The sequence below is a fragment of the Pseudomonas sp. B21-056 genome (assembly GCF_026016325.1).
In the GTDB taxonomy this organism is placed as follows: Bacteria; Pseudomonadota; Gammaproteobacteria; order Pseudomonadales; family Pseudomonadaceae; genus Aquipseudomonas.
In genome coordinates, this window is record NZ_CP087203.1 from 2758425 (window position 1) to 2772335 (window position 13911).

Here is a 13911-nt window from a genome sequence, read left to right on the forward strand (position 1 = left end):
TGCACCCTGCGGTTGGCTGCTGGGAACTGCCTGGGCAATGTTGGCGACTGTCGCTTCGTTGGCGTCCATGCCTTCGTTCGCGTCGGAGTCGACGTGTGCCGCCAATGCTTGGCCTCTGTGGGAGTCCTGGGCCACGCGCTATGTCCAGGACGATGGCCGGATGTTGTCCTCCAGCATGGAGGCCAACCACAGCACCTCGGAAGGGCAGTCCTACGGCATGCTCTTCGCGCTGATCGGTAACGACCAAGCGCGCTTCGAGCATTTGTGGACCTGGACCCGCGCCAACATGCTCGGCTCGGACCCCTCGACCCGCCTGCCGGGCTGGCTGTGGGGGCAGGGCAAGGACGGGCGGTGGCAGCTTCAGGATGCCAACTCGGCGTCCGATGCCGACCTGTGGATTGTCTATTCGCTGCTCGAAGCGGCGCGTCTGTGGCAGCGTCCCGAGTACCGTGTCGAAGCACTGCAATTGCTCAAGACCATCGAGTCAAAACTGGTCGTTACCTTGCCGGGCCTCGGGAAAATGCTGCTGCCGGGCCCTGAAGGTTTTGTCCAGCCAGACCATCTGTGGCGCTTGAACCCGAGTTATCTGCCCCGGCCTTTGCTCCAGCGCCTGGCCAAGGAGCAACCGAAGGGGCCGTGGAAAGAGATTGCCGACAACACCGTCAAGCTGATCCGCAGTGCCAGCCCCAAGGGCTTTGTCGCCGATTGGGTTGGCTATCGGGGCACGTCCGCGCAGTCCGGCCTGGTCGTGGTCGATCCGATCAAAGGTGGATTGGGCAGCTACGACGCGATCCGCGTCTACCTGTGGGCGGGGATGACGCCCAAGACCGATCCTGCCTATCCAAAGCTTTTGGAAGCACTGGATGGTATGGCGCAGAGCACGGCTTCCAGCGGTGTCCCGCCAGAAAAAGCCCAGGTGGCTTCCGCTGTGGTCGATGGCACGGGGCCGTTCGGCTATTCGGCGGCGCTGGTGCCGTACTTCATCGCCAAGGGCCACCCATGGTTGGCCGAGCAACAACAACGTCGCGCCCAGGACGGTATTGCTGCGGCGTTCGCTAAAGGCAGCGACCAAGGTGCCGATCCTCTTTATTACAACGTCATGCTAAGCCTGTTCGGGTTGGGTTGGGCAGAGAAGCGTTACCAGTTCCGCGATGACGGAACGCTCAATTTGTCCTGGGAGACGTCATGCGCTCGCGCCGCTCTACGCTAGCTGTTGCAGTTTTCATCGCGCTGATTGCCGCCGGCGCGCATGCCGAAGGCACGGACATCCAGGCTCAACTGGTTGAACAGGGCCAGTATTGGCAAGCGCGATCGAATGCTTCGCGTTCTGCCGAGATCTGGCAAAAGGTCCTGCGCCTCGATCCGAATCAGGTCGATGCCCTCTATGGCATGGGTTTGATCGGCGTCAAGCAGAACAAACCGCAACAGGCCCAGGAATACCTGACGCGCCTGCAGGCGTTGTCGCCGCAACCCTGGATGGCTCGCCAACTGGAGCAGGACATTGCACTGGCCAGGCCGGACAACAAGGCACGGCTGGATGAGGCCCGTCGACTGGTCGACGCCGGTGAGCGCGACAAGGCGACCGAAGTGTTTCGCAAGATGTTCAACGGCCTGACCCCGGAAGGCACGGTGGGGCGTGAGTATTACAACAACCTGGCCTTCAATGCCGCCGGCTGGCCCGAAGCTCGCCAGGGCATGGAGCGCCTGCTACGTGAAACCCCCGGTGATGCGATCCTGGCGCTGTTCTATGGCAAGCAACTGATTCGTCACGAAGACAGCCGGGCCGAGGGCGCTCGCGTGCTCGCCAGGCTGACCAAACGCGTGGAAATCGCCGGTGATGCCGATGAAAGCTGGCGTTTGGCGTTGGTCTGGATCGGCCCGCCGACGGCTGCCCAGGTGCCGTTGTTCGAGGAGTTCCTGAAGGTTCACCCGGACGATCAGGAAATCCGTGACCAGATGAACAAGGGGCACCAGAAGGCAGCCGCCGCCGGTGGTTCCACCTGGCAACAGGATCCGTTGGTGGCGAGCGGCTTGCGCGCCTTGGAGAAGGGCGATCAGGCCGGCGCGGAAAAGGCCTTCCAGGCGCGCCTCAAGGCCCGTCCGGATGATAGCGATGCCTTGGGCGGCCTGGGTGTGGTCCGTCAGCAGCAGGGCCGTTTCCCGGAAGCCGAGCAATTGCTGACCCGGGCGATCAGCACCGGTGGCAGCCGCTGGAAACCGGCACTGAACGGCGTTCGCTATTGGGCGCTGTTGCAACAAGGCCGTGACCTGCAGGCCAAAGGGCAGACCGCCAAGGCGACCGATGCCGTCGCCCAGGCCATGCGCATGAATCCCAATGGCCTGGACGCTCGCCTGACCCTGGCCGACATCCAGGCCCAGGCCGGCCAATTCGACAGCGCAGCCGCCAACTACCGCCAGGTACTGGCGAGCCAGCCTGGCAACCCGCAAGCCATACGCGGCCTGGTCAATGTGCTGTCGCAAACCGGACAGGCCGATGAAGCCTTGAGCCTGCTGGACAGCCTGCCTGCCGCTGAACAGGCCAAGCTCGGCAACACCGGCCAACTGCGTGCCTTGCGCTCCACCCAGATGGCCAGCGTGGCCGAGCAACGTGGCGATATCCGCAGTGCCCAGAATGCGCTGGTCGATGCCGTGAACAGCGACCCGGACAACGTCTGGACCCGCTTCAGCCTGGCGCGGCTGTACCTGAAGACCGGCGAATCGAAAAAGGCCCGTGACCTGATCGACGCCTTCCTCAAAAGCCACCCGGACAACGTTGATGCGCTGTACACCAGTGCCTTGCTGTCGGTGGAAATGGAGCAGTGGAAAGACGCCCAGGCCAGCATCAACCGGATTCCCGTCGACCGTCGCAGCGCCGACATGAACGAACTGGCGGATCGGATCACCTTGACCACGCAGATCAATCTGGCGGCGGCCATGGCCAAGCGCGGGCAGCGTCAGGAAGCCCTGGCTTTGCTGGATCGCCTGCAACCGATGGCCGCTCGCAGTCCCGAGCGCACGGCGACGTTGGCTTCGGCTTATGTCGACGCCGGGGATGTCGAGCAGGCGCTGTCGATGATGCGTTCGTTGCTGACCCAAAGCAGTGCGCCGTCGGCGGACCTGATGCTGCAATACGCCTCCTTGCTGCTCAAGACCGGTGACGATGCCCAGGTCAATTCCATCCTGAACAGTTTGCAGAACCAGCCGCTGAGCGTCGCGACCCGCAAGCGTTATGACGATGTGCTGTACCTGTACCGTATCCGTCAGGCCGACCGGCTGCGTGAAGGCGGTGACCTGGCCGCGGCCTACGACACCTTGGCGCCGGCGTTGGCCCAGCGTCCGGGCGATGTCGCCGCGACCTCGGCCCTGGCCAGGATGTACACCGCCAATGGTGAAAACGCCAAGGCATTCGACCTGTACAAACCCCTGCTCAAGCGCAACCCGAACGACCCGTTGGTGCTGTTGAACGCGGCCGATGCCGCCGTGCTCGCCCATGACAACGGCTACGCGGAAAATGCCTTGGAGCAGTTCATGGCGTTGCAGAACTATGATCCGCAATCATTGACCGAAGTCGCGCGCATCTATCGGGCGATGGGCAACAGCGGCAAGGCGACTGAAGTGCTGCGTAAAGCGGTCGCCATCGAGCAGACCGAGAAGCAACGCAGCCTGGCTGCCCAGCCTGGCGCGATGAGCGTGGCGGCGAACCCATTCGCTGGCGCGGCGGGGCAGCGCCGGCAGGTTCTGCGTGGATCGGCGTCGGCCATTCCGCCGCCGGCAGAGGCCATTCTCAACGACGGCGTCATGGTTGCCAGTGCCGAGGGTGTGCCTGCTGACGCTTATCCCGTCCAGCCGCGAAGCGGCAGGGGTACCACGGTCGCGCAGAGCAATCCCTTCAATGCTCAGCCACAGCCCCGGACGGTACTGACCGTCGTCGATTCGACAAGCTCGGCCCAGCGCGCCCTCAACGATATTCTTCAGGAGCGCAGCGGTTACGTTACCGAAGGTTTGAGCGTTCGCAGCAACAACAGCGAATCGGGCCTGAGCAAACTGACCGACATTGAAAATCCAATCGAAGTGAACGTGCCGGCTGGCGACAACCGCGTCGCCGTGCGCATCACCCCCGTTGCGCTGACTGCCGGCAGTGTCAAGGGCGAGGCCGCCACTCGCTTCGGCACTGGCTCCAGCGCAACCTCCGGTATCGGTTCACAACGTGCCGAGGGCGTCGGCATCGGGGTGGCGTACGAGCGTCCCGATGAAGGCATCAAGGCCGACATCGGTAGCACGCCGCTTGGCTTCAAATACGCGACGGCGGTGGGGGGCGTGAGTATTGATCGGCCAATGAGCAGTAACGGCAATTTCCGTTACCGCGTCGCTGCGTCGCGTCGCGCGGTCACCGACAGCCTGACGTCGTTTGCCGGCACCACCGACAAGCGTGCTGGCGGTGGATCGTGGGGCGGGGTGACCGCCAACGGTGTGCGTGGCGAAATGAGCTACGACAACTCGCAGGTCGGTGCATACGGCTACGGTTCCGTGCACGAACTGGTGGGCCACAATGTCGAGTCCAACACCCGTGGCGAGCTGGGCGGTGGCGTCTACTGGTACCTGGACAACATGCAGGACCACTCGCTCACCGTTGGCCTGAGCGCCACCGCGCTGGGCTACGAAAACAACCAGGACTTCTTCACCTATGGGCATGGCGGCTACTTCAGCCCCCAGAGCTATTTCGCCCTGGGCGTGCCGGTGACCTGGCAGCAGCGCACCGAGCGCTTTACCTATCAGGTCAAGGGTTCGGTGGGCGTCCAGCACTTCCAGCAGGACGGCGCCGATTTCTTCCCGAACGACAGCGACCGCCAGGCGGCCAACGATTCGCGCTACTCCGGCCAGAGCAAAACCGGCGTGGGCTACAGCCTGGCCGCCGCCGGCGAGTACAAGTTCGGTTCGCGCTTCTTCCTGGGCGCAACGATCGGCCTGGATAACGCCAGTGACTATCAGCAATTCAACGGTGGCCTGTATGCGCGCTACATGTTCGAGGACATGACAGGCAGCCCGATGGCGCTTCCGGTCAGCCCTTACCGCTCACCTTATTCGAACTGATTCCCGGAGATACCTATGCCAGCCTCTGCCCTTGCCGGCCTGACCCTTCTGGTGCTTGGCGAAAGCCATATGAGCCTTGCGGACCACTTGATGGAACCGCTCAACGCCGATCTGACCCGCCAGGGAGCGATCGTTCACTCCATCGGCGCCTGTGGCGCCAGCGCCGGCGACTGGCTGATCAGCAAGAAAGTCGATTGTGGCGCCGAGCAAAAAGGCACCGCCAAGATCGAGATCAAAGGCCGTGATGCGACCACCACGCCTATCGCCGAGCTGATCGCCAAGGACAAGCCCGACCTGGTGGTACTGGTCATCGGCGATACCATGGCGTCCTACGACAAACCGGCATTTCCCAAGGCCTGGGCCTGGCAGAGCGTGACCAGCCTGACCAAGGCCATCGCGGCTACCGGCACCAAGTGCGCCTGGGTCGGCCCGGCGTGGGGCAAGGCCGGCGGCATGTACCAGAAGAACGATGCGCGTACCCAATTGATGTCGCAATTTCTGGCCAGCAACGTCGCACCCTGCACCTATATCGATTCGCTGACGTTCTCCAAGCCGGGCCAATGGGTCACCACCGACGGCCAGCATTTCACCGTGGCCGGTTACAAGGCCTGGGGCACCGCAATCGGCGCTGCATTGGGCAAGCTGCCGCCTGAAGCGCTGAGCAGCAAAGGGGCGAAAAAATGACCAACGCCAAGGTCCTGAGTGCGGCTGCGCTGCTGTTGTCGAGCTTGAGCGTGGTGGCGGCGGACATCCCGTTGTACCCGACCGGTCCTGCCGAAGATGCGGCGTTCATTCGCTTCGTCAACGGCAGCGCCGAGCCGATGCAGGTCATTGCCCAGGAAGGCCAACCGCCGCTGAAGCTGGACGCGGCGCAACCGGCTTCGCTGTTTTTCCCGGTCACGGCCAGCAGCGCCATCAAGGGCACCCTGGTCAGCGGCCAGCAGCGCCTGGCGCTGGAAGTAAAAGCCGAGCCCGGCGAATTCGCGACCGTGGTCGCGCTTCCGGACGGCAAGGGGCTCAAGCAAGTGACCGTGCATGACATCCCGGACGACTTCAACGGCCTCAAAGCCTCGCTGGGTTTCTTCAACCTGGACAGCAGTTGCGTCGATGCCAGCCTGCGCCCGGCAGGTCGCACCGCCGATCTGTTCAAGGGCGTAACCGAAGGCAATCTGCAACGTCGTTCGATCAACCCGGTGAAGCTGTCGGTGCAACTGGTCTGCGCCAATGCGAATGTCGGCCCTGCACTGGACCTGGGTGAACTGAAGGCGGGCGAGCGCTACAGCGTGTTGCTGCTGCCGACCGCTACCGGACCTCGACTCCTGGCTGCCACGGACACGTTGTCCCACTGATCGGATTGCGCTGTCGCCATGGTTTTCGCCTCGCTCGAGTTCCTGACGCTGTTCCTGCCGGCCTTCCTGTTGATCTACGCCCTGGTCCCCCACGGCTGGCGCAACGGGGTGCTGCTGGCGGGCAGTTGGTTGTTCTACGGCTGGCTGAGCCCGCTGTTCCTGTCGTTGCACATCGTGCTGACCATCGTCGCCTGGGTCGGCGGCCTGCTGGTCGACCGTTCCCGCGAGGACGCCCGCGGGCGCATGCGCCTGCTGATCGCGCTGATCGTGTTCAACACCGCCGTGCTGTGCTGGTACAAGTACGCGAACATCGTCGCCGGCACCTGGAACGAGCTGATCACCAGCTATGGCGCGATGCCGCTGGAATGGCAGAAGGTCGCGTTGCCGGCCGGGCTGTCGTTCATCGTGTTGCAGGCGATTTCCTACCTGGTGGATGTGCACCGCCATACGGTGCCGGTGGAGCGCAGTTTCCTCAACTACGCCACCTACATTTCCATGTTCGGCCACTCGATTGCCGGCCCGATCATTCGTTATGACTGGGTCCGCCGCGAGCTGGTGCAGCGCTGGTTCAACTGGCAGAACTTCACCCTCGGTGCCCGCCGCTTCATGGTCGGCATGTGCATGAAGGTGCTGGTGGCCGACACCCTGTCGCCCTTGGTGGACGTGGCTTTCCATCTGGAAAACCCTTCCTTTGTGGACGCCTGGATCGGCTGCCTGGCGTACTCGCTGCAACTGTTCTTCGACTTTGCCGGGTACAGCGCCATGGCCATCGGCCTGGGGTTGATGCTGGGTTTTCACTTCCCGGAAAACTTCAACCGGCCGTACCTCGCCAGCAGCATCCAGGACTTCTGGCGGCGCTGGCACTTGTCACTGTCCAGCTGGTTGCGCGATTACCTGTACATCGGCCTGGGCGGTAACCGTCACGGCGTCTGGAAAACCTATCGCAACCTGTTCCTGACCATGGCCATTGCCGGGCTGTGGCATGGCGGTGATAGCTGGAACTACCTGTTGTGGGGTTCGGCCCATGGCGTGGCGTTGTGTGTCGACCGGGCCTGGTCGCGCTCGAACCTGCCTGGCGTGCCGCGTGTGCTGTCCCATGTGTTGACGCTGTTGTTCGTTTGCCTGGCTTGGACACTGTTCCGCGCCCCGGATTTCCACTCGGCCATGACCTTGTACGCCGGGCAGTTCGGCCTGCACGGGTTTGCCCTCGGTGACGCGCTGGCGGTGACGTTGCGGCCGGTGCATGGCTTGGCGGCGCTGCTGGGTGTGCTGTGCGTGATCCTGCCGATCTGGCAGGAACGCTGTGAAACACGACTGGCGGGCAATGCGTGGTTCGCATTGGCTGTCGCCCTTTGGCCCGTGGCCGGTTTCCTGCTGTCGTTCGCTCTGATCGCCAGCCGTGAAGCTGTGCCTTTCCTGTACTTTCAGTTCTGATGACGACGCCAAAGAAGTCTGCGCCCAGCGCACCGCCACCCCCCAGCGACCTGGTCACCCGAACCAGCAAAGTCTCCGGCTACACACTGATCGGCTTGCTCGGTGTCGGCTTGATCTCCTGTGGCTGGCTGCTGTTCAGCGGCAAGGTGCAAATGCTGCCGCCCAACCTGACCCGCGATGCGGTGGTGCACGGCAACGTCACCCACGGCATCGCCAAGCAGCTGTCCAACGCCTGGTTCCCGGAACAGGCCGCCAACCTGGAGCGCGGCGCCAGTTGGCTGCTGTTCCATGACACCGGGCCGCGGGTGCGTCCGGGTTGCCAGGGCTGGCTGTTTCTGACCGACGAAATGCGCATCAACCACCACGCCCGGGCCAACGCCGAGACCAAGGCGAAAGCCGTGATCGACGTCCAACGGCGACTGAGCCAACGCGGCATTCAACTGCTGGTGGCGGTGGTGCCGGACAAGAGCCGCATCGCCGCCGATCAGTTGTGTGGCCTGGATCGCCCGGCCGAACTGGCCCGGCGGGCTGAGGCGTGGACCACGACACTGAACCAGGCCGGGGTATCGGCGCTGAACCTGGCGCCGACGTTGCAACCATTGGGCGCGTCGGCTTACCTGCGTACCGACACACACTGGAACGAGACCGGCGCCAATGCGGCGGCACGGGCGATTGCGCAACAGGTCCAGGCAATGGGTATTCGCGCCACGCCACAAAAGACCTTTGCAACCCACACCAACCCGGCGGCCCTGCGTGCAGGTGATCTCGTGCACCTGGCCGGCATCGACTGGCTGCCGCTGAGCTGGCAACCCACGCCGGAAACCGTCGCGGCCACCCAAGTCAGCGAGCAGCCGCAAGCTGCCCAGGACGGCGGTGACAACCTCGACGATCTGTTTGGCGATGCCGGCCTGCCCAACGTCGCGCTGATCGGCACCTCGTTCTCGCGCAACTCCAGTTTCGTGGGTTTCCTCGAGTTGGCACTGGGGGCCCCGGTCGGCAGTTTCGCCAAGGACGGTGGCGAGTTCTCCGGCGGTGCCAACCAGTACTTCAGCAACCCGGCTTTTCGGGAGACCCCGCCGAAACTGCTGATCTGGGAGATTCCCGAGCGTGATTTGCAGACGCCGTATGAGGTGATCGGGATGTTGAGTGGGAAGGAGTGAGTCGGGTTGTAGGTCTTTAATTCCAATATATTGGTTTTTAACTGACCAATTGTCCGTCTAAGCCCCATTTAGAGGGAGTTAGCTGCCAAGCTCAAGTCCCCAGCACCAACGCCGGGCCATCCCCCTCCGGCAACGCAATGGCTGAGTCCCCCTGCACGCTCACGACCCCACCACGGCGGACGGCCGCGATGCACTGGCGCAGGGCTTTGCCGCTGCTGCCTTCAAGCTTGAGCGTGGCAAGCACCGTCTCGGTGGTGCTGCCTTTGGCTTCGAAACCCACCGCATCGACCACGCCGTCGACACCGCGCATGCCCTGGGACTGGCGGTCATCGCGCAAGCGGTGGGTCAGTTTGGGTTGGTGTTGTGTGTGCCGGCGTCATCGCGAGCAGGCTCGCTCCCACAGGGTTTTCGGGTGGCTGCAAGATCTGTGGTCAGCACAGATCCCATGTGGGAGCGAGCCTGCTCGCGATGACGGTAGCCCGGTTAACTGATTGGCATGGCCGCCTGCTGAACCTTGCGATGCACCCACTGCGCCTCATCCTTGAGTTCAAGCACCTGCCAGTGAATCTGCTCCAGCGAGGCGTTGTGCCCGACGCTGATCAGGATCGTCTCCGGCAGCGTCTGCTTGAGCAACTGATAGCAGCGCAGCTCGTTGGCCGCATCCAGTGCCGAGCTGCTTTCGTCGAGGAACAGCACCGCCGGGCGGGCCAGCAGGGCGCGGACGAAGGCACAGCGTTGCTGCTCGCCGACGCTGAGGGTCTGGGCCCAGTCTCGTTCCTGGTCCAGTTGATCGCTCAGGTGCTGCAGGCCGACTTGCTCCATCACCTGGAGCAGGGCGGCATCTTCTTCGCGCCGTGGCGGGTTGGGGTACCAGAGCGCCTCGCGCAGGCTGCCCAGGGGCAGGTAGGGTTTTTGCGACAGGGTCAGTGCTTGTTCACGGTCATAGCTGCTGGTGCCGCTGGCATGGGGCCAAAGCCCGCTGATGGTGCGCAGCAGGGTCGATTTGCCGTAGCCGGACGGCGCGCTGATCATCAGGCTGTCGCCGGGCTTGAGTGACAGGTTGAAGCCTTTGAACAATTGCCGGCCGCTGGGCAGCCAGACGTCCAGGTCCTTGATCTCGAGGCCATTGGCCTGCTGTTCGAGCCGGACCTGGGACTTGACCTCGAGGTGATCCAGGCGCTCCTGGAAGCCGTTCAGACGGTCGATCACCGACTTCCATTCCGACAGTTCCGGAAACACGCTGACCAGGTAGGCGATGGCCGCGTGGACTTCGCCGAAGGCCGCGCTGATCTGCGTCAGGCGACCCAGGGGGAACGCTCCGGCGAAGAACTGCGGCGCCATGATGAACATGGGAATGACCGTGGCGCTGCGCAGGTAGAAGGTTGAGTAGCCCATGATCAGCTTCTGCTTCTTGACCAGCGCCCAGAAGTTTTCCAGCGCCGCTTCCAGGCGCTGGTTGAAGCGTTCGTTCTCCACCGCTTCGCCGCGGTATTGGGCCACCGAATCGGCGTTTTCCCGCAGGCGGATGAGGGCGAAACGAAAGTCCGCTTCACGCCGCTGCTGCATGAAGTTGAGGCTTGGCAATGCGCGCCCCAGCCAGAAGGCCAGGCCGGTGCCCAGCAGCGCGTACACCAGCGCGATCCACACCAGCAGCCCCGGAATGACCACCGACTGATCGTTGAACGGCACGCTGACCAGGTTCGACGCCTGCCAGAGAATATTCAGGAAGGAGAACAGCGACACCACCGACGTCAACAGCCCCAGGCTCAATTTCAGCGACTTGACGATGAACAGGTCGATGTCTTCGGCGATCCGCTGGTCGGGGTTATCGACCTCGGTTTCGCTCAGTTTCAGCTTCTGGTAGCGCTGGCTGCCCAGCCATTGGTCGAGCATGTTGCGGGTGGCCCAACGGCGCCAGCGGATGGTCAGCTTCTGCTGGAAGTGGAACGCGCCCACGGTAAACCCGGCCATGCCGACCTGTAGCAGGATGAATTGCAGGCTGCCGACCAGGAAACCGTGATAGTCCAGGGCCTGCAACGCGTTGTAGAAATGCAGGTTCCAGAAGTTGTTGAGGATGTTGACGCCCACCAGGCACAGGGTCATCAGCACGGTGCCCGACAGCAGCAACAGGGCCGGGTATTTTTCCTCGGATGTCCAGAACGGCCGGGCGAGACGCCAGAAAGTGCGGAGTGTGTGCATGTGATCTTGGTGAGCCCGGTCGCTGACGACGTTGAGTTTGCAGATGAGGAAGGATAGGATCAGCCAATGCTAATCGTTTGCATTCATTAGGGAAAGGGAGACCCGTCATCGAATTTCCAGAATGGCTCAACCAGGCCTGGCCGCCGATACAGCGGGTTATCCGGCAGGGGACTGGTGATCAGCCTTCCATCGCGTTGAGCCGGCTTGCCGATCCTGAGGTGCTGCAACCCTTGCTGGCCCGCTTCGCCCTGCGTTATCCGGGGGTGAACCGCGCCGCGGTGGCGTCGCAGTGGTCGATGAACTACATGAGCATCGTCCTGCCGGCGACCCTTGCCTGTGTGCTGACCCGTCAGAGCGCCATCGATTTCTGGGGCGAAGAGGCGCTGCTGCTGCACGATGACGGCCAGCCCTCGGCACTGGGCCTGGCGACCCGGCTACCGGCCCTGGGCGCGGATGAGCGTGCAGCCTACTGGTCGCGGCTGATCCACGAGCACCTGGCACCGCTGTTCGCGACCCTGGCCGCCGCCGGGGGCCTGGCACCGAAGATACTGTGGGGCAACATGGTTGCCATCTGGGATGGTGCGTTCGCGCGAATGGACCCCGACCTGTCCCGGGACGGATTCGCCGAGGCGCACCAGTGGCTGGAGCCGGTCACGGTGAATGACGGGCGCCTGAAGCTGCGGGGCCTGCAACGCATGGTCGAATCCCCCGCGCCGCAGATCTGCCCGTGCTTGCCCTTGCGCCGGCATTGCTGCCTGCATTACCAACTGCACGAGCCCGTCGAAGGCCAGCCGCCGGTGCTCTGCGAATCCTGCCCCAAACTGCATCGCCTGCCCCTGGCGGAGCAGGTGAGTTACCTGCATTACATCTACGAAGATGGTTGAGTCTCATCGTTCACAGCCTGTAGGAGCTGTCGAGCGAAGCGAGGCTGCGATCTTTCCCCAGACACTTGAATCTCAAGCGAAAGATCAAAAGATCGCAGCCTCGCTTCGCTCGACAGCTCCTACACAGCCCACCCCGCATCGTCTGCCTTAAACGGACAGCATGGCCGGGGTCTTCACAACGGTCTGGGGCGCAATCTCACTGACCTGACCATGCTCGATACGAATCAACCGATCAGCCAGGCCAAAATACCCATCATCGTGGGAAATGACGATCAGCAGTTTGCCGCGCTCGCGCAGGTCCGGCAGGATCCGGGTGTAGAAGAAGTGCTTGAACACCGGATCCTGGTCGGCCGCCCACTCGTCGAACAGATAGCACGGACGATCATCCAGATAGGCACTGAGCAGCGCCAGGCGCTTGCGTTGTCCGGTGGACAACGCCAGGGTCGTCAGCTTGCCGTCCTCGATGTGCACCTTGTGATCCAGTTGCAGGTGGATCAGGTAGTCCTGGGCCTGTTTCACCAGGTGCGGATCGTCGCCATCGAACAGGTTCTCGAACAGGCAGAAGTCGGTGAAGATCGCCGAGAAGTGCTGGCGGTAATGGTGGTTGTCATTGCTTGAGGAGACTTGCTCGTCGAGCATGATGTCGCCGCCTTCCGGTCGGTAGAGGCCCGTCAGCAACATGGCCAGGGTGGTCTTGCCGCTGCCGTTGCCGCCGGTGATGAACACCACTTCACCAGCATTCAGGGTCAGGTCGATAGGCCCCAGGGTGAAATGCCCGTCCTCGCGTTCGCGGTAGTAGGTATGGCTGACCTGTCGGCACACCAGGCTGCGAACCTGGGTCGGAGAAAGGCTGTCGTCGGCCTCGTCGGCGGTCTGCATCTCGCCTTCCAGGGCGCGGATCTTGTTCAGCGCGACGCTGGCCCGGCCCAGGGTCGGCAGGGCGTGCATCAGTTCCGACAGCGGCGTGATCAGGTAGAGGATCGCCAGGATAAAGCCGGTGATCAGGCTGACGCTCAGGTCGATGAACTGCGGCGCGGCGAACAGCACCACGCCGATCAGCAGGTAGAACACCGCATTGCCCCAGTTCAGTACCAGGGCATAGATGCTCATGCCCCGCACAAAGTCCCGGCGATATTGCTGGCTCACCGGTATCAGCAGGCGCGTGAAGAAGTGCTGCCGGCGCGGATGGTTGAGTTGCAGTTCCTTGCTGCCGTCGGTGAGCAGGCGGTATTGGTCGAACAACTGGTCCTTGAGCTCCCGTGCGCGGGAAATCGAGGTCAGTGCCCGGCGTTGCGGCCAGTTGAAACTGAGGCTGCCCAGAACGATCAGCAACAGCGTCAGGCCCAGCAGCGGCAGGCTCAGCCAGCCCAGGTAGGCCAGGCACGCGGCGATGATCCCGGCGTTGACCAACAGGATCGGCACCAGCTCCACGGCCTGGCTGATGGTCTGCGTATCGTCGGTCAGCATCGCCAGCAGGCGGTGCTTGCCCAGGCGCTGCAACTGCGCGTAAGGCGTGTCGATCAGCTTGGCGCTCAGGTGCAGGCGCATGTCCTGGACCGCCGCCTGGCCCAGGCGCAGCAGGCTGACATCGGAAATCACCCGCGACACCACGACCAGCACCACCAGGCCAGCGAAGTACAGGCCGTCCACCGGACGCAACTGGTCGAACACCGCCAGGCTGTGGTTGATGTTGGCGATCAGCCCGGCCGCCGCGAGGCCGCAGACCAGGCCCGTCAGGGTCGCCACCAGCAGTGCGCGCCATGAACGTTTGGCCATGAGTAACAACAGATCCAT

The 13911-nt window shown here is 63.2% G+C and carries 9 protein-coding genes and 1 pseudogene; 7 read left to right on the plus strand and 3 right to left on the minus strand.

What is annotated here, in order from left to right; translation table 11 throughout:
* Window positions 1-37 precede the first annotated feature (37 nt).
* Genes bcsZ through LOY67_RS12305 form a run of 6 tightly spaced genes read left to right on the plus strand, consistent with a single transcriptional unit; the run spans window position 38 to window position 9034 of the window.
* The gene (gene bcsZ / locus LOY67_RS12280; RefSeq protein WP_265067757.1) at window positions 38-1210 is read left to right on the plus strand and encodes a cellulose synthase complex periplasmic endoglucanase BcsZ; all 1173 of its coding nucleotides are present in this window, start codon (window positions 38-40) and stop codon (window positions 1208-1210) included.
* Window positions 1186-5091 (plus strand): cellulose biosynthesis protein BcsC, encoded by a 3906-nt coding sequence (locus LOY67_RS12285; protein WP_265067423.1) that lies wholly within the window; start codon window positions 1186-1188, stop codon window positions 5089-5091. The genes bcsZ and LOY67_RS12285 overlap by 25 nt, the downstream gene beginning before the upstream one ends.
* A gap of 15 nt (window positions 5092-5106) precedes the next feature.
* On the plus strand, window positions 5107-5775 hold the full coding sequence (locus LOY67_RS12290; RefSeq protein WP_047703416.1) for an SGNH/GDSL hydrolase family protein: 669 nt from the start codon (window positions 5107-5109) through the stop codon (window positions 5773-5775).
* Window positions 5772-6440 (plus strand): alginate O-acetyltransferase AlgF, encoded by a 669-nt coding sequence (locus LOY67_RS12295; RefSeq protein ID WP_265067424.1) that lies wholly within the window; start codon window positions 5772-5774, stop codon window positions 6438-6440. The genes LOY67_RS12290 and LOY67_RS12295 overlap by 4 nt, the downstream gene beginning before the upstream one ends.
* A gap of 18 nt (window positions 6441-6458) precedes the next feature.
* Window positions 6459-7874: an MBOAT family O-acyltransferase gene (locus LOY67_RS12300; protein ID WP_265067425.1), complete on the plus strand. Its 1416-nt coding sequence runs from the start codon at window positions 6459-6461 to the stop codon at window positions 7872-7874.
* Window positions 7874-9034: an alginate O-acetyltransferase AlgX-related protein gene (locus LOY67_RS12305; RefSeq protein WP_265067426.1), complete on the plus strand. Its 1161-nt coding sequence runs from the start codon at window positions 7874-7876 to the stop codon at window positions 9032-9034. The genes LOY67_RS12300 and LOY67_RS12305 overlap by 1 nt, the downstream gene beginning before the upstream one ends.
* Window positions 9035-9182: 148 nt before the next feature.
* On the opposite strand, the pseudogene LOY67_RS12310 reads toward LOY67_RS12305, so the two are convergent.
* Window positions 9183-9356: pseudogene (locus LOY67_RS12310) on the minus strand (glutathione-dependent formaldehyde dehydrogenase); the annotation flags it as partial.
* Window positions 9357-9517: 161 nt separating this feature from the next.
* On the minus strand, window positions 9518-11233 hold the full coding sequence (locus LOY67_RS12315; RefSeq protein WP_265067427.1) for an ABC transporter ATP-binding protein/permease: 1716 nt from the start codon (window positions 11231-11233) through the stop codon (window positions 9518-9520).
* A 194-nt stretch (window positions 11234-11427) separates the two neighbouring features.
* Here LOY67_RS12315 and fhuF point away from each other — a divergent pair, with 194 nt between their 5' ends.
* A complete protein-coding gene (fhuF, locus tag LOY67_RS12320; protein WP_265067428.1) occupies window positions 11428-12117 on the plus strand; it encodes a siderophore-iron reductase FhuF in 690 nt (229 codons plus the stop codon).
* A 147-nt stretch (window positions 12118-12264) separates the two neighbouring features.
* On the opposite strand, the gene LOY67_RS12325 is transcribed toward fhuF, so the two are convergent.
* Window positions 12265-13911: a cyclic peptide export ABC transporter gene (locus LOY67_RS12325; protein WP_265067429.1), complete on the minus strand. Its 1647-nt coding sequence runs from the start codon at window positions 13909-13911 to the stop codon at window positions 12265-12267.

Excerpts from the sequence above, each read along its gene's own strand:
- bcsZ (WP_265067757.1), top strand. The coding sequence starts at position 38 with ATGTTGGCGACTGTCGCTTCGTTGGCGTCCATGCCTTCGTTCGCGTCG.
- LOY67_RS12285 (WP_265067423.1), top strand. The coding sequence starts at position 1,186 with ATGCGCTCGCGCCGCTCTACGCTAGCTGTTGCAGTTTTCATCGCGCTG.
- LOY67_RS12290 (WP_047703416.1), top strand. The coding sequence starts at position 5,107 with ATGCCAGCCTCTGCCCTTGCCGGCCTGACCCTTCTGGTGCTTGGCGAA.
- LOY67_RS12295 (WP_265067424.1), top strand. The coding sequence starts at position 5,772 with ATGACCAACGCCAAGGTCCTGAGTGCGGCTGCGCTGCTGTTGTCGAGC.
- LOY67_RS12300 (WP_265067425.1), top strand. The coding sequence starts at position 6,459 with ATGGTTTTCGCCTCGCTCGAGTTCCTGACGCTGTTCCTGCCGGCCTTC.
- LOY67_RS12305 (WP_265067426.1), top strand. The coding sequence starts at position 7,874 with ATGACGACGCCAAAGAAGTCTGCGCCCAGCGCACCGCCACCCCCCAGC.
- LOY67_RS12315 (WP_265067427.1), bottom strand. The coding sequence starts at position 11,233 with ATGCACACACTCCGCACTTTCTGGCGTCTCGCCCGGCCGTTCTGGACA.
- LOY67_RS12325 (WP_265067429.1), bottom strand. The coding sequence starts at position 13,911 with ATGGATCTGTTGTTACTCATGGCCAAACGTTCATGGCGCGCACTGCTG.